Raw genomic sequence first — 15,393 nt, 5'->3', positions numbered from 1 at the left:
CGGGGTGCGGTATTTCAAGGGTGTGCGATTCGCACACGCAAGCATACTAGTCGGCACTGCCTTCATGCGTGATGTCCGTACCCCGCAACTCTGAGTCCTGTAGAGGTGGCGCCCCTGCCTAGAGCCCGTGGAGGTCACCCATGACGATCCTTTCCAAAGTACGAAGTTTGGATGAACTGACGGTAGTAGCTTCACTGCCTAGTTCCGCGATCGATTGGCTTGTAAAACCACTTGAACCCAGCGACATCCTTGTCCACACCACGCGAAAGTCACACGGTGGATTCAGGGTTGTATGTCAAGCCAATGATGAGAAATTGGTCCGACTTCAGAAGCGGCTTAAAGAGTTTATCGACCGACACATCTTGGTTGCCCACCCAAGCGTGCATGGGTTTACCCGGGGCAGAGGAACTGTCACCAATGCGGGCGCGCACCTCGGCGCGAGGGCGCTGTTGACAGTGGACATCTCTGATTTTTTTCCGTCCATAAACCGGCAACAGGTCGAACTTGCTCTCCAGGCGCATGGTGCTGGGGAGTCGATTGCCGCGGCGATCGCCAATATCACTACCTTCGATGGTGCCCTTGCACTGGGTTTCCGACAAGCCCTGTGCTGTCTAATTTAGTGTTTCGACCACTCGATGACGAGTTCGAAAATTTTGCAAATGTCAATGAACTTAGATATACACGGTACGCCGATGACCTCACTTTTTCTGGCGAGAGCGTTAACGACGCACATCTTGAGGCCATCAGCGCCATACTTTCCGCGCACGGATTTCGCACTAACACTAAAAAGGTGCGATTTCAACGCAAGGGACACCGGCAAATTGTTACCGGGTTCACGGTTGCTCACTCCGACCATATTCGACTTCCAAAGCCAAAGAAGAAGATTTTGCGTCAGGACCTATATTATTGCAGTAAAATTGGTATTGCAGCTCAGGCGAGTTTTAGGAATCTCGACGAGGAGGATTTTAGAAGTCAAATGTTAGGTAGAATTAATTATTTCATGAGTGTCGAACCAAAATTAGCGAGAGTCATGCGTCAGGAATTTAATCTCCTAGATTAGGCAGGATTATTCCTCTGGTTGATTTTGGAAAGGTGATCAGATTTAGGTCAGTTGAAGCCTCGCGGTAGAGATTCACTACAACATGGTCGGCGGCACAGCCCCAAAAACAGATCGTTAACCGCCATTGAGACAGTGCCTTCGACATTTCTACTGGATCCGACGCTGTGTCTCATAACCTATGTGTGGCGAGTTCAGGTGGTGAGTGCAACACCCTGAATTTCGTGGGTGTTGTCGATGAGAGGCCAGAAGAATTTGCGATCGGCACGACGTGATCGATCACTTGGTGGACCGTCCTGCGGGAAACATGATGTTCCCTGGCAAGCGTACGGATCGACCATCCCTTGACTCTTGCGTCCCGCCTGATCCTTGCAAATAGCTCCACCCTCGACTCCATCACTGTCTTCCATCGTTGAAAGCCAATCCAAGTGTGGTGGATTCGTTCTAGACTACGTATCACACTCTCGTAAAACCTATATCGTAGAGTTTTTGAAGGGCTAGGAGGATCATGCCGCTTTGCCGATCAGAGGGTACGGATGGTGTGGGTTTAGCTACCAGCCTGAGGAGACTGGTTTCTTTTTCCGTCAGCACACGATGTCGCTGACTGTAGGCTATGGCTTCGACCCAGTCTTCAGGCGCGATGCTGAGCACCGTCATGGTGGCATTGATCCCGTTATCGATTTTTTGGGTCGCTGCGGCTTCTTTGCTACGGTTGATTTGTTTGGTGGGCGAGACGAGGACGTCCATGAATGAGTCCGGAAGTGGAGCATTGATCTGTTGGACCCTCTCCCAGCACTCGGCGCGTTTGGCCCATTCCGTAACGTTTGTGACCGGCCGGTTGCCTGTTAAGGTCTCGCGAACGAGCTCGCCCACATGAACAGCAAATTCCCGCACGACTCGGGGCAGTGACTGAGTAGTCCACACTTTGTTGAAGTCAAACAGGTGGCCGCGGCCATGCCGTTCAATTTCGTAAGCGATTTTGGCCATCGTGTAGGTCACAATGTTGGCCAAATATCCTCGGTCGCTCCGATACCAGTCCGCATCGCTAATATCCATATGGATTGCCTTGAACATGATTGCCCGGGCTACTGCATTCTTGAAATAGAGATCGTTGAAGTCGGCTTCTGATTTTTCCCAGTTGTCAGCCACTGAGTTCGCAAAGGCCATGAAGTTCTTCTGGGCTCCTTGACTAACCACGTGTGGTTTCTGCATCCACGAGACCTCAAATTTTGCCAAGTCGGTCTTTGAAATGACTTGCGCCTTCGGGTTGCGGGCTTCGAAGGCCTTGGCCTGTGCCGTGGTCCCGCGTGTCTTTTCATTGAGATATTGGCCCCGGGTGCGCTCATAGAACCAATACGTCTGGTATGACTTCCCAGCCAGCGCTGGGGCAACTATTCGCCGTGACAGATCTTCAATGCGGCGGTGGAAGGGACTGTTCGAGAAGAAGTCGGCGGTGCTGACCTTGTTTTGGCTATTCGCGTAGCGAGAGACGTCGGGCACGATCTCTTCTGCTTTGGCCGAGTTGACGACAATAAGTTTCATCTGAACAAAAATATCTGTCAGGTCGGGCTTGGGGGACGTCTCTTTCCTGAGATTGTAGAGCGAAGCTGTCGTCTGTCCTCCGTTGACAATCTGAAGGTTTCGGATTCCCCGCAGGACCGGTGTGCCGCCAGACGTATCAACCACGACATCCGTTGCTGTTGCCGTGATGCCGTTGTTGTATGCAAGAAACATTTCAGGTTTAGAGAGTGCCGTGGTTTTGATGCCTTTGTTGACTGCGCCACGGGCACTCAAATAGCTGCGGACGTTGCTTTCCAGTAAGCGACTTCCGTAAACCCCATACAGGTCAGCGACTAGTTCGCCTGGCACAGATGCCAAAAATGTCACGAAGTCATCGCTCTTGCCGGCCGTCCGCAGAACGGGCAATCCTTGCGGAAGCCACTGGCCGAGTTCGATTTCGATTTCGGCGCGGCCGCTATTGGATTCCTGTATTTGGTGGAGACGTTGCAGGTCCCAGATATGGTATTCAATGGGAATACCGTTCAGCTCGGAACTGATCACGTCTTTCATCCGGTCACTTGTACGGGCGTCAGTGAGGAGGTAGAGGCGATAACGACTGACATTGCGGGCCCGGGAACGGAGGTCACGTGCCAGCTGGTAGGCAATGGAGCTTTCCTCCAGTGCATCTTCTAAAGAGTTCTGAACCGATTCTGTCAGGAAGTATTCGAGCGCTTTAAGGTTTTTCCTTGCATCCTGCGTGGAAAGGACCGCGACATCCTCTGATCCGCGCCAGTCAACGACGGCCAGCGAGATTTGCCCGTCGCTGTCGTCCAAATCGAATCCGTCAACGGCTAGGTTCTGTCTTTTTGAACCCACCCCCTCATAGTGAAACACCTGAAGATTGTCGACTTCCTCGACGTCCGAAAGTCTGTCTGCCATCAGGCTTGCAAATGCACCGGCCGCGAAATCGCTCTCCACCTCGGCGCGAGCACGGACATCCGACTGTAGATCTACATAGAATTCTTCAATGTTCATCACGCGATTTGTCCCTGGCTCGGTACGTCAATAGATTGGTTTGCATCGAAAGAAAAGTGTCGGAACCCTGCCAGCGCAGGGATCTTGATGTTGTAGGAAACACTGGTCAAGGCCGGGCTTAGGTCGCTTGCCCGGATGGCAGGGAAATCAGCAACTACACGGTACCCGCTGTAAGAGACCGGAACATAGTGATGCTCGGAGTAATAGGGGTTAGTTTTGTCCACGCGCAATTCGTGTTCGAGCTTTCGGACCAGATTTTCCAAGCTAGACAGGTCACTTGCGTGCAGACTCTCCACGTGTTCGATGACGGACCGCAATGTCCAAGACCCTTCGACTGCGGCGGGAACTTCCGTGAGCGTGACTAGGATTAGATCCATGGAAGAGGCATCGAGCTGCTCGGCCGAAGAAATCTTCACCGCGGTGGAGTCGGCATGGACAGACTTCACCTCATAAGAATGTTGGGGAAGGCTGTAGTCTTGGGCGCTGCCCAAGGGACCCTGCCATGCGACCTGGATTTGATCAGCCGGTGCTTGGATATGACCGGAGATGAAACCGAACCAGATCTCAGCCAGAAGTCCACGAACGCCTTGCTCCGACAACGTGTCGCCTTCATGGAAAGTCAACAATCTTTTCCATTCCCCGAGTGCAGCCACGAACTTGGACAGGGCGTCCTGCTCGGAGGAAGCGTCGTGGCTGCGCTGGGCAAGATCCCAGCACAGGCTCATAAAGGTCCTCTTAAAACGCAAGTCCGCCAAGGAGAAAGTCAGGGCCCACTCCCCGTCGCGCCGTTGGCCGAGAACTACTTGGACGGCTGCTGAGACTTCCGGTTTTCTGGGGCGTGTCCGTGATCTGACGAAAAAAATTGGCTCGCCATTTTCTCCATCCCCGAAGTGGATCTTTAGGGGGTGTGCCACCGAGAGTAGTCTTTGATGGCCTTCTTTGCGGCGAAGCAATTCTTCCCAGGAAGAAACCACGGTTTCAGGAATCTGGCTATTCATCCGAGGTACCGTCCAAGTCTTCCGGCCCCATCAACTTGCGCAACATTGACTTGGTGATCATGTACTCGACGTCCTCTGATTCATCTGCCGGGTCATCGGAGGCGTGAGGAAACGCCAGCTTGATGGCAACAATGGGGTCTTTGGGTTTCTTAGGATCCGCCCCCTCAGGTTCAATCTTTTCTGGATCCATTCCATAAAGGAAAATAACAGGTCGGTCTAGGAGCCTTATGTATTGGTCCTCGGGGGGATTATCCGCTACATTCGTGGCCGCGTAGTTTTTTTCCATCAGTCCCACAGCTTCCGGATCAGCCACAAGACGAAAGTCACTTCGTCCGCCAAGCCGGCGATTGCTGCCTGCAACTGCATAGGCATCATCGGTGGGCACGATCTTGCGTTGATTCAGCTTGACGGATTTTCCTTCTATCGACTTGACGGGGGCGTTTCCCTTGCCTGCCATCACCACGACATCCCACAAACCGTGCTTCGAGCCGGTGCGGACATGCCTTTCCAGAGCAGGTGTGAATTGGAAATCGCGGGAGTGGGCCGTGAAGCTACTCAGGAAGTCGGCCACGATCGAGCGGTCAACATTTATCCAGCGATGGCTGAATGATTTCTCCCGTGGAACATATGAAACCATCTCATCGTTCTCCACGGACTTTACGAGCTCCAACAGGGCTGCGTAGTTGCCCTTGATGTGAGAGGCCCGTGATGAGAGTTTGGTGGTTTCTGGGGAGCGGCCAGAATATGAGACCCTAACCTTCCACTCGGTGGCAGACTTCATCTTGTTCCTAGCCGTAATGAGCATGGCACCAGGGTGCTTACGCACGGCAACACCAAAATCTTTTGGCGTGTAGCGATCGTTGTGCATGGAAGTTAAGTCTGCACGGAGTTCCTTGATCGACCGGTCGATATAGGCGAAATTATCTGCCTGTTCCGGGGTAATCCAGACTCTGCATAGGTCTTGGTATCCTTCCCGATAGCCGAACCAGCGCGCCATCTGCAGGAGCGTGTCGGTAGCCGTGGCATGACGATAAAAATAGCTGACTATGAGCCCATCCAGGGTGAGTCCACGGCTTAGTACGTCACCACCGACGACTATTTGGCGATCCAGTTGCCGCACAGCGTTGGGTTCGGCGGCTAGCTTCTTATCTAACGATGAGTTGACGACTCGAGAGTTGATATCGATGACGGCTGCAGGAAGCGCCCTAACAACTTGTTCCCAAGCGACTCCGGCTTTCGAAAAGTGCTTGGTAAACGTTTCGTGAAGTTTCTCGAAAACCCCATTGGGCTCTCCCAGCGCATAGGTCTTGGCATGGAGACCAATGGCATTCTGCAGGCGTATCAGTTCGGCTGTGACATGGGTTAGTACTTGTTCTTGGACGTTGATAAGCCTGGATACATTGATGAGCATAGAGCGGCGTGAATCTCGGTCCCCTCTGATGTCCCTAATTGCGTTGGCGATCATGTAAGCCTGGATTGCTTCGTTCAGGCTTTCCGGGATTCCAGGTACTATCCACCCGGTTTTGTGTTTTGGCGGGAAGGATTCTTCCGCGTCCGTTAGCTCGACGACGTGGTCACCCGGCTGACCTTCGTCAGAGCCGAAGACCGTGTGTGCCCCGACGTAGTTGGTTGGGGCCTGGAGGGCGTAGATATAGTCTTTGGGGAAAAGATCGTCATCGACGTCGCTATCGATGAAGATATTGGCAAAGGGAGTGGCCGAAAAACCGGCGTAGGAGCTGCGCTCGAATTTCTTGAGAAGTTGGCGAATCAAGTCATTGATAGCCGTGGGGTTGTCCTCGTCCTTGGTATTCACTGAGGCGTAGTCGGACTCATCGTCCAACAGAATCATAGGCAGCGCGAGCTTTCCTTCAGGACCCGCCTGTTCCTCGAACTCTGCAAGAAGACTCTGGAGGATGGACTTATTCTTCTTTACCACGAAAATGAACGTCTGATCGGGTGATTGCCCCAGTGGGATGTTGGTGGTTTTCTGGGTTGCGGAACTGAAATCGGACCAGACACTCGTGCGGGAAGCCACCTTCCCCACTAGATCGATGTTCTGGACGCCGATGCCAACCTTGAGGTCCGGCGAAGCTTCGGTGCCGATTTTGGATCCGGGCATTCTCTTGGTCATTCCCACCACACCCTCATCCACGCGGTTTTGGGTCTGGCGACGTAGATGTTCAGTATGGCCACCGAGAACTATGATGAGGCGATATCCTGCGTCAATGGCCTTGTTGAACAATCCTAGATACGTACTGGTCTTCCCTGACTGAACATCACCCAGAACTTGACCGACCCTATTCCACGAGCCCTCACGTTGAGGGTCCCCGACTAGATCTAGGATGTCATCGGTCAGGACTCCCATGTCTTTTACCACTTGGGGTGAAATGCCTTGGCTATTGACTAGCCAGTCTTGGTAAGCAGTCCAGCGCCGCCAGTCAATTTGTCCGCGCTGCTGGGTTACCCATGGCTCGTGGCCTTTAGCGGTGAGCACATCTCCGCGGTCCATCCGAATGCCCATCGCTTTTTGGATCCGCGCGGCAATGGAGGTCAGATCCTCTGGCGTAAGACTCTTGCCGATAACGCTGGCAAGAAGGCCCAGATTGTTCATGAATGTTTTTTCGTCGACGGGAATGCTCATCAGCTGGGCCTTCAGCATGCGCTCCAGCTGGCCAGCCTCGGATGCCCGAGTTTCATCAATAGTTGACATGTTATTGCTCCATCTGGGTGACTTCGGTAAGTAGCGCACGGGCGTCACGGCTTTGTGCGAACTGCTCGGCTGCATTGAAACCATTGACGAAATCTTCTGCTGATCCGCTGCTTTCCGACCATTGTTGCCAGTATCCAAAGGCCAGTTCTTTCAACGCTGCCTCTCCGGTTTCAGGTGATTGCAAGGGTTGATCTCCTGTCATTCTCAGATACGCGTCAGCAACTGGGAAGGAAGACTGGATGGCTTTCAAAGCGGTTTCAAGAGATCGTAGTTGGGAGGAATTGAGCTGATCGGTCAAGTTCTCCAGCAGGGGGTGATCACGATTGATTTCATAGTGGAATCCATCCCTGCTCGACAGCCCCAACCATGTACGAATCAGACTCTGTTTGGGGTTTTCAACTATGCCCTTATGTTTAAACGCGCGTTCGCTTGGCTGCAGAATTCTATCGACGACTTGCCTGAGGGCCTGGCGAATTGCCGGAGGAGGACTTGCCGCGGATTTTTTGACATCCAAGGCCCACAGATGATCCAAAGTATTAGGAATATCGACTTGCACCCTAGCAAGTTTGCCCAGTTCGCTCCGCGGTACCAATCGAAACCAGGTCCCCCAGATGACCAGCCGTTTGGCTCGATAGATGTAAAATCCTTGGCTATCGCGCAGAGTACCGGTTAGCTGGGCTTGTTCACGCTCTTTGGGGGTCATCTTGTTGATAAAGGGTAAGGTGTAAGGGCGAAGCGTGATTTCCTCGCCGGCTACCCGAATGGTTTCCCTATGGCCAGGTTGATGTGCCCTATTTTGACGCAAAAACGGATCCATCGCCTTTATGGCATCGAGATTAAGGCTGATGGTCAACTTACGGCCGTCTTCGCCCTCCAAGAAACGATGATAGATGAGTGCAAGATGTTTCTTCGCTGACGCCATTTTAGCGGTGAAATCTGCGGCAAATTTCTCATGCTCTGGGTCGGAGACATCGATGTTCTCCCACAGAACAACCGTTCCGGATACTTGGTCAGCCAAAACTGCCACGTGGGAAGATGCCGCTAAATCATTCTCTGCAAGGATCTTTAGCTGCCATTGACCCGTTGCTGCAAGGCAGTCCAAGTCCCATTGAACACCTACAATTTGGTTGTCTTTTTTGCTGAAAAGTGTCAGCTTTCGGCACTGGGATAGAGATGCAGTCTTGAGGCCTAGACCGAATCGACCTAGGTCGTGTGTCTTGCGGCTGTTCTGGGCGTTGTGGCCAGCTAGTTTCATTGCGTGACGGACGCCTGCGGCGTCCATCCCAAAACCGTTGTCGCTGATTGACACATAGGCATGTCCCGGCTCGGTGTTAAATCTGATGTCAACATGAGACGCCTCAGCTGTAATCGAATTGTCCACGATGTCGGCCAGAGCGGTTTCTAGGGAGTAGCCCACCGCTCTCATGGACTCCATTAGTTGTGGGCCTGGCGATACGATTTCGAAGTGCAAGATTTCCCCCTAGTTAGTATGCACAAACATATATCGAGGTAACGACAATTGAGGAATTTGATTGCGGAACCCAGTCATTACGTTTGTCAGGGTGCACGATGACAGGAACACTCTGACTCATATAATGCCTGCCGTTTGGCGATCGGCAACAATCGGTCGAATGCTCGCTAGGTTTTAGACGTGTTGACACGTACGGGTGGTTGGTACTTTGGATCTGTGATGTAAGGGAGGGCCGCTGCCGCTGCGTAGGTGTGATAATTCGCCACCATCAGGTAGTAGGTTTCAGGCCACGGTCCATGCACCTGAATCTGGGCAGGATCAGGCGAAATCAGAAGAACTGACTCGCGCCAGACTTCATCAGGGAGTGCTTCCACCCAAGCCCGCTGGACGTGGCCAAAATGATCCCAGCGAATGGTCACCCACGCGCCAAGTGGATCCGTCGAGTGGATGTCTAGGACTGTGACTTCAGTCGTAACACCGAGCCCTTTCTTCACGGCGAAAAAATGTTCCCACTGTTTGACGGCATTGGCGATCCATGCCTTCGTTCGACGGATCCTGAAGTACCAAATGGCGGTTGCGATTCCGGCCAGAACTAAGGCGATAGCCACGAAGACCAGTCCTGCTGCTGGGGCCGATGCTTGGACCCGGAACACACGAATAGCAATAACGAGGCAGACACAGCTGATCACGGTGAGTGTGACTGCCCAGCCGGATGCGGTCTGGGGTTTGACCATCGGATTCGTTCGCATGATTCGACCTCCGCCTATAGACCGATTTTACAGCGAGGGGCCGACAACGGGCATGGGTGCATGGATCGTGGCTGCCGGTTTGGGCGTCTCGCTTGCCGCGGAGTTGCTGGTCTTGGCGGCGGTGATGCGGGCCGCCAGTCGGGTTCGCTGGTCGGATTGGTCCCATTCGGTAGCGCTGGGAGGTGCCCCGAGGTGCAGCGCAGGGTTGTCGATGTCCCAGCGGTCGCGGTACCCGGCCACGTCCCGCACTAGGGATTTCCAGGCCTCGTCGTTGGCTTGCAGGCCAGTTTGTGCGCGCAGTGCGTCCACCCAGGGTTCTTCGTTGGCCAGGGCATGGACGACCACTGCGGACAGCCGTTTGGTGATGCGCTGCTGAACGTCGTTGAGCAGTTCCCGGAGATCCTCCCTGTCAGTGGGCACTGACGTGGGCGCAAACGTCAGTGTTGCTGTGGTGGGTTGCCTCCGATGGATGGCCTGCAGGCGTGAGTGCACGACGGCGGCAACGTCGCGGGCGTCGGCTGTTGGCTCCAGCCCGCCGGCCAAGGCTTGCTCGGCGAGGGATCTATTGGTGACTGCGGTGCGTCGCCAGGCTGCGACCATGGCGCCCCAGGAGGGGGACGCCTGCATTTCAGCCAAAGAGCCGGGGGAGTGGGTGTTGATGAGGTGGGTGACGTCGTCGGAAGCAGCGATTTGGGCGAGGTAGTCATGTTCGGCGAGTAGGTGGGACAGGGAGCTGGCTTGGTTGCGTTGTTCCTCGCGGATCTCGTGGGCTGTATGTTCGGCGCCTTCGATGGAGAGTATGGAGCTGAGAATTTCCCGCCAGTTGGGCAGGGAGGATGGGTCCACGCCGTGGTGGTCGCGGGGGTCTGGCTCGCTGATGTAGGCGTGGTTGCCGGCCTTCCCCCGGGTCATGGAAACATAGAACAGTTCCCGGGTCAGTCTGCCTTCGCTGACGAGGGTGTGGCCGGTGTCCACTGTGATGCCTTGGGAGCGGTGGGCTGTAGTGGCGTAGCCGAGCTCCACAGACTCGGCCAGATAACTGGCGCCCAGGATGATTCGTGCACCGTTGTCCTGTCGGATCCCTGCGATGGAACCGTCCGGATTGGGTGAACCAGACACTGTTATGAGGGTGCCGTTGCGGATGAAGTCGCCCGTCTCGTCGAGGAGGTGGCGGTCGTTGCGCCTGGCCAGGACGGTGTCGCCGCGTCCGGCATGGAGTCCGTCGCTGAGGTCAACGGTGGCTTCTGCGTCGACGGCGCCGGATCCGACGCGGTCTGCTTGGGCGCGTTCGTTGAGCATGGCGACGGTGTCGTTGTCAGGAGCGACGAGGATCGAGGTCTTCCCGTTGCGGATATCGGCGTCCCAGCGGTTGTAGGCATCATCGACCATTGCATCGTAGGTACCGCTGCTGATGCGTTCATGAGCTGTGTATTCGGTGATGACGTCGATGTCGCCTATGCGTAGTTTCAGGGAGGCGGGGCGTTCCCAAACATTGGTGAAGCGCCAGACCGTGCTGAGCTGTTGTGCGCAGCCGGTCCGGTCCAGCCAGCCCAGAACGCCGCCGGCGTCGATGGAGTCCAACTGTGCCGGGTCTCCGACGAGCAGAATCTTGGCCCCTGCACCTGTGGCCTGGTCCAGGAGGGCGGCGAGCTGATACGTGGAGACCATGGACGCTTCATCGATGATGACCAGCTGGTCGGACCGGAACTGCCACTTTGCTTGGGTCGCTGTGAGGGCGCTCATGCGCTGCGCAAGGCGCTCCAAGGCCCTTCTGGCCTGAGTGTCCATCCGTAGGGACTGACAGGCTGCCTGGTACCTTTGTGCGGCTTCCGCGTACTGTCCTGCCCGCATTGCTGCTCCGGGGCCGGTGGATTCGTAGAGCCATTTGCTCACATTGTCCGTGGACACTCCGAGCTCGTGGCCTAGGACGTCGGCAGAGGCGGCAGCAGGGGCCAGCCCCACCACGGTCCCTGTCCCGAAGCTGTCTTCCCAGAGTGCTTTGACGGCGCTCATCGTGGTGGTCTTGCCGGTCCCTGCCGGGCCGACGACGGCGTCCAGCCGCCTCCCGCTGGACAGCACGGCCTCGGCGGTCCTGCGTTGCTCGCCCTGCAGGGATTCGCCCCGGGTGTTGCGGAACTGTTGGAGGGCGTTCTGGATGGTCGTGTGCTCGAGGTGCGGGCCGGCGTCGTGCGTGTGGGCATTCATGATTGCCTCCTCGTTCGCCAGTGTCGAGACATCTGTGAACAGGTGGGCGCTGGCCAAGTCAAAGACACTGCGCCCGTTGAAGACCAAGTCGGAGGATGTGGTGGTCGGGATGGAATAGCGGAACTCGTTGAGCGCCACAGACTGATCCTCAGCGGCTGTGGCGATGGCATCCATGAGGCGGATCCGGTCGGTGGCCGTGGCGCAGCGGATCTCAAGACACACCCGTTCCGCTTCGGCGATCAGGTTCCACCGGTTCCAGGTGGCCCGCCGCCTAGCGACCAAGTCCTTGACCAGCCCGGCAGTGCTGTCGATCCAGGCAGTGTCGGCGTCGGCAGCGTTGAGCGGGTGCGTGTGGGAACGGTTGATGGTTGCCGCCAACACCACCTCGGGATCGAAACCCTTGGCCTGGGCTCGTTCGCGCCACTGGCGGGTCCGGGTGTTCAGGGGGACGACGTCGTGGTTCTTGGCGGTGCGGGTGGATAGCGTTGCCTGTTGGCGCATTCTGAGTTTGACTGCGTTGCTGGGTTCCCGACCGTGGGTGTCGGACCAGTCGTGGATGAGCCGGGTTGCCTCGATGTCGATCAGCCGGGAACGGCTGGAAAACTCGCGGAGGAGTTTATCGTCGACGCCGGAGAGTTCGAAACGGTAATTGTGGATGGCGCTGGTAGGTGCGCGGACTTCGGCCTCTGTTCCCAGGTCCCGGCCGAGTTGGTCGTAGAGGAGCCCGTTGTAGTGTTGGCTGGCGGCCACGGTCGCCTTGTAGAGGGTGCGTGAGTCCAGGGTGGTCCAAACGCCGTCGCTGAGGCGTTGGGCCCTATTGGCGATGACGACGTGAGTGTGCAGCTGGGGGTCTCCGGAGCGGGACTCCCAGTGGTCGAAGGCCGCCGCAATGGCGCCGTGGACGCCAACGTGGGCCACGCCGCCGTGTCCGGCCCGGGTGTGGATGGCGGAGGACTCCAACCAGGCCAGAGTGGCTTCCAAGGCCGCGTGGTGGGCTGCCATGGCCTTGTCCTTGTACTCGTCGCTGCCCAGAGCCCAAAGCACGGAGACGGATTTGGGCACACTGAAAGTGAGGTCAAAACCGGCCACCGCAGCCCGGCGCACGGGCTGGCCGTTGGCACCGGTGACGGTGGATGCCTTGTTCGGTGTGTGGCCTAGGGATGCTCCTGTGGTGGGGTGTTCGCCTCGTTCAAAGAGGGCTTTCGCGGCTGCATCGGTGACGGTGGCGTGGGGATTCATTCCGATACCGGGAAGTCCTGCACCTAACCATTGACCGGGCGGGTTGCTGGCGGCAGTGTAGTAGCCGGTGAGGTCCCGGGTTTCGACGTCAGCATGGCTGGTGGTCTTCAGCAGATAGGAGACGCCAGCTTCGGTGGAGAGGCGGGCTATGGAGACGGTCATGACTTGCCCATTTCTGTGTTCCAGCCGCGGCGTGCAAAGATCGCGGCGGACGTCTTGTCGAGGCGGGTGTTTGCGTCAGAATGCAATCCCAGGAGCCGGGCGGCGAGTTGTTGCATGTCCTTGACGGCCTGCTTTTCGCTGAGCTCACGCTGCTTGTATTCGTACTGCAAGCGCTTCACCGAGCGTTGCAGCTCATCGACCTTCGACTGCGCCCGGGAAACTGCCTGGGCGCTTTCGTTGAGCTGTTCATAGGCGCCGGCCAGCCTGTCCTCAAATGACCGTGTCACGATGGCGAGCTTGCGCTTATTCATGGACCGCAGGTTCCGGATCGAAGCCTCATATAAGGCGGTGAGCGCAGCCATCGCCTCCTGGTTGTGCGTCTTGGACTGGTCAACGTGGCCGGTCATCCGCAGCTCTTCATCCTGAAGGCTCTGCCGGTAATTTCGTTGCCGCTGGCGGTGGGCACACGCCGGTCGGCAGAAGAGCTGCCGGGGGCTGGCGGGTGTGAACATGGCGTTGCATCCGGGGCAGGTTCGCGTTGTCATACCTGTCCATGGTGATTCGGCCGGTTTACACCATGACCAAACGTCACATTGCCGTCACGCGGCCGTGACGGCCACCTGCTTGGGTGCCAACAGTGTGAAGGATTTTATGGTTGTGGCAGCTCCATGGTGGGGTGCGGTGATTCTGCTGAGAGGTCTGGCTTTGACAGGATCTGGCGGCGGAGACGTGCAGAAGGAAAAATTGGTGGGTTGGTGGGGGCACAGGGGAGTGCCGCATGATGTTCTCATGCGGCACTGGATCTCCTATGTGGGGGAAATTATTGGATGGCGAGGCGGAGTCGTTCGATTTCGATGGGGTTGAATCCTGACCAGTGGTGGTGGTCATTGACGACAACGACTGGGGCCTGGAAGTAGCCGAGATCTTGGACGTACTCGAGGGCGGCGGCATTGGTGGTCAGGTCAACGAGGCTATAACGGATGCCGGCATGGTCTAGGGCCAGACAGGTGAACTTGCATTGCTGACAACCCGGCTTGCTATAGACCGTGATGCTCATAGTCCTCGCCTCGCTCTCTGCTTCCACTGGTGCTGGATCGATTGGAATTGCTACTGGTGGTTCCTATACGCGGTGTCCTTGTGTTGCGCCCAGCCGGACACGACGCCGGCGGCGAGCATCTGGTCCAGCAACCTAGCGAGGTGGTAGTCGGGGGCGAACGTCAGAGCGACGTGCATGTAGTTCGCAGCAGCAGTTCCCTTGCCCTTCCACCAGCAGATGTGGCCGAGCATTGTCAACGGGGCAGCAGCATGTGTTGGGGCTGCGATGGTGAGCAGTTGCCGCAGCAGCTTCTCGGAGCTGTCGATCCGGTCCCATTGCGGGGCTTCGTCCGTGGCGCCAAAGAGTGTGGATCCCATGGGCTCGTCGATACCGGGCATGTCTGCCAGGATTTGGTCCCTGAGCCCGACGTGCTGCAGCCCGGCTAGGACTTCGGCCAGTTGGTCGTGGGTGGGTTCGGTGCCGTGGTCAATGAGATCCATCCACAGCTGGTAGGCCGCGTCGAGGCTCTTGGCGGGGTTGGTGGTCATGTCTCGCATTGCTGACTCGACCGCGTCGTGGTCGACAGCGGCGAACAATTCGGGGATGGCAGGCGCGTCGTTTTGTTCGATGACGCTTCCGTGGTAGACCAATTCGGCGTTGACGGTGCTGGATTCAATGGCAGCCAGTGGGGTTTCCTTGCCGCAGGTGGTGGGGTTGGTTTCGTCGTACATGGCGAAGGATTCGGGGCCGACGATCCACACGTCATGGACGAGCAGCCCGGCAGCCAAGAACCGTCGCTTGAGTCCTTGCATCATCGCAGTGAAGGGCTTGGTGTGTCCCTTGCCCCATGGCTGGTGGGTGAACAGGGCGATGAGGACGGCGGTGGCGTCGCGATCGATGCCGACCGCTTGGGCGACGCGCTCGGCATAGCTCTCGCCGATGTCTTCGGTGCCGGGGAGGTTCACGCGGAGAGTGGGGCCGAGGGCGGCCCCGTCGAGGGCGACGCAGACGAGGCTTTCCTGTGGCCAGTATCCGAGGCTGTGGCCGATGTAGCTGATGGCGTCGGCCGGGCTGCTGATTCTGATCGGTTCCATTGTCTTGCTCCTCATTGGTGAACGGTGGCTGGGTGTTCGCGGCCGCCTGCTCTGTTGGTGCCTTCTGGTAAAAGGAATCACCGCTGGGTATTAGGGGCCGGAATGCAACTTGGGGAACCGGGCACGGGGCAAAAATA

Annotated in this window: 11 protein-coding genes; 1 reads left to right on the top strand and 10 read right to left on the bottom strand. The window is 56.8% G+C overall.

The genetic code is table 11. From position 1 onward, the window contains the following. Positions 1–269 precede the first annotated feature (269 nt). Positions 270–599, bottom strand: coding sequence for a hypothetical protein (locus AC1L6K_RS20210; protein WP_480950609.1), 330 nt, complete (start codon positions 597–599; stop codon positions 270–272). Between the two features lie 5 nt (positions 600–604). Here AC1L6K_RS20210 and AC1L6K_RS20205 point away from each other — a divergent pair, with 5 nt between their 5' ends. Continuing rightward, positions 605–1,060 carry an RNA-dependent RNA polymerase family protein gene (locus AC1L6K_RS20205; RefSeq protein WP_480950608.1) on the top strand — a complete coding sequence of 152 codons (456 nt, stop codon included), beginning with the start codon at positions 605–607 and terminating at the stop codon, positions 1,058–1,060. Positions 1,061–1,513: 453 nt separating this feature from the next. On the opposite strand, the gene AC1L6K_RS20200 is transcribed toward AC1L6K_RS20205, so the two are convergent. The 9 genes from AC1L6K_RS20200 to AC1L6K_RS20160 all read right to left on the bottom strand — a co-directional run bounded on the left by AC1L6K_RS20200 (position 1,514) and on the right by AC1L6K_RS20160 (position 15,256). After that, on the bottom strand, positions 1,514–3,592 hold the full coding sequence (locus AC1L6K_RS20200; protein WP_480950607.1) for an AIPR family protein: 2,079 nt from the start codon (positions 3,590–3,592) through the stop codon (positions 1,514–1,516). Then, a complete protein-coding gene (locus AC1L6K_RS20195; RefSeq protein ID WP_480950606.1) occupies positions 3,592–4,590 on the bottom strand; it encodes a PD-(D/E)XK motif protein in 999 nt (332 codons plus the stop codon). The genes AC1L6K_RS20200 and AC1L6K_RS20195 overlap by 1 nt, the downstream gene beginning before the upstream one ends. Then, positions 4,583–7,300: a Z1 domain-containing protein gene (locus AC1L6K_RS20190; protein WP_480950605.1), complete on the bottom strand. Its 2,718-nt coding sequence runs from the start codon at positions 7,298–7,300 to the stop codon at positions 4,583–4,585. Before AC1L6K_RS20190 ends, AC1L6K_RS20195 begins: the two co-directional genes overlap by 8 nt. A 1-nt stretch (position 7,301) precedes the next feature. Further along, positions 7,302–8,717, bottom strand: a complete 1,416-nt coding sequence (locus AC1L6K_RS20185) for an ATP-binding protein (RefSeq protein WP_480950604.1) — start codon at positions 8,715–8,717, stop codon at positions 7,302–7,304. A 221-nt stretch (positions 8,718–8,938) separates the two neighbouring features. Then, complete coding sequence (locus tag AC1L6K_RS20180; protein ID WP_480950603.1) at positions 8,939–9,520, bottom strand: hypothetical protein; 582 nt, start codon at positions 9,518–9,520, stop codon at positions 8,939–8,941. A 27-nt stretch (positions 9,521–9,547) separates the two neighbouring features. Then, complete coding sequence (gene mobF / locus AC1L6K_RS20175) at positions 9,548–13,126, bottom strand: MobF family relaxase (protein ID WP_480950602.1); 3,579 nt, start codon at positions 13,124–13,126, stop codon at positions 9,548–9,550. After that, positions 13,123–13,533 carry a hypothetical protein gene (locus AC1L6K_RS20170; protein ID WP_480950601.1) on the bottom strand — a complete coding sequence of 137 codons (411 nt, stop codon included), beginning with the start codon at positions 13,531–13,533 and terminating at the stop codon, positions 13,123–13,125. Before AC1L6K_RS20170 ends, mobF begins: the two co-directional genes overlap by 4 nt. A 413-nt stretch (positions 13,534–13,946) precedes the next feature. Then, positions 13,947–14,183, bottom strand: a complete 237-nt coding sequence (locus AC1L6K_RS20165) for a glutaredoxin family protein (RefSeq protein WP_480950600.1) — start codon at positions 14,181–14,183, stop codon at positions 13,947–13,949. A 50-nt stretch (positions 14,184–14,233) separates the two neighbouring features. After that, positions 14,234–15,256 carry a DUF4192 domain-containing protein gene (locus AC1L6K_RS20160; protein WP_480950599.1) on the bottom strand — a complete coding sequence of 341 codons (1,023 nt, stop codon included), beginning with the start codon at positions 15,254–15,256 and terminating at the stop codon, positions 14,234–14,236. Positions 15,257–15,393 lie beyond the last annotated feature (137 nt).

It is taken from the genome of Specibacter sp. BI4 (assembly GCF_056680095.1).
This window is presented reverse-complemented; position numbering and strand designations above follow the sequence as displayed.

What these genes read in the sequence shown, in the direction of transcription:
- mobF (WP_480950602.1), bottom strand. Translation starts at nt 13,126, where the DNA reads ATGACCGTCTCCATAGCCCGCCTCTCCACCGAAGCTGGCGTCTCCTAT.
- AC1L6K_RS20200 (WP_480950607.1), bottom strand. Translation starts at nt 3,592, where the DNA reads ATGAACATTGAAGAATTCTATGTAGATCTACAGTCGGATGTCCGTGCT.
- AC1L6K_RS20190 (WP_480950605.1), bottom strand. Translation starts at nt 7,300, where the DNA reads ATGTCAACTATTGATGAAACTCGGGCATCCGAGGCTGGCCAGCTGGAG.
- AC1L6K_RS20160 (WP_480950599.1), bottom strand. Translation starts at nt 15,256, where the DNA reads ATGGAACCGATCAGAATCAGCAGCCCGGCCGACGCCATCAGCTACATC.
- AC1L6K_RS20170 (WP_480950601.1), bottom strand. Translation starts at nt 13,533, where the DNA reads ATGACCGGCCACGTTGACCAGTCCAAGACGCACAACCAGGAGGCGATG.
- AC1L6K_RS20180 (WP_480950603.1), bottom strand. Translation starts at nt 9,520, where the DNA reads ATGCGAACGAATCCGATGGTCAAACCCCAGACCGCATCCGGCTGGGCA.
- AC1L6K_RS20165 (WP_480950600.1), bottom strand. Translation starts at nt 14,183, where the DNA reads ATGAGCATCACGGTCTATAGCAAGCCGGGTTGTCAGCAATGCAAGTTC.
- AC1L6K_RS20195 (WP_480950606.1), bottom strand. Translation starts at nt 4,590, where the DNA reads ATGAATAGCCAGATTCCTGAAACCGTGGTTTCTTCCTGGGAAGAATTG.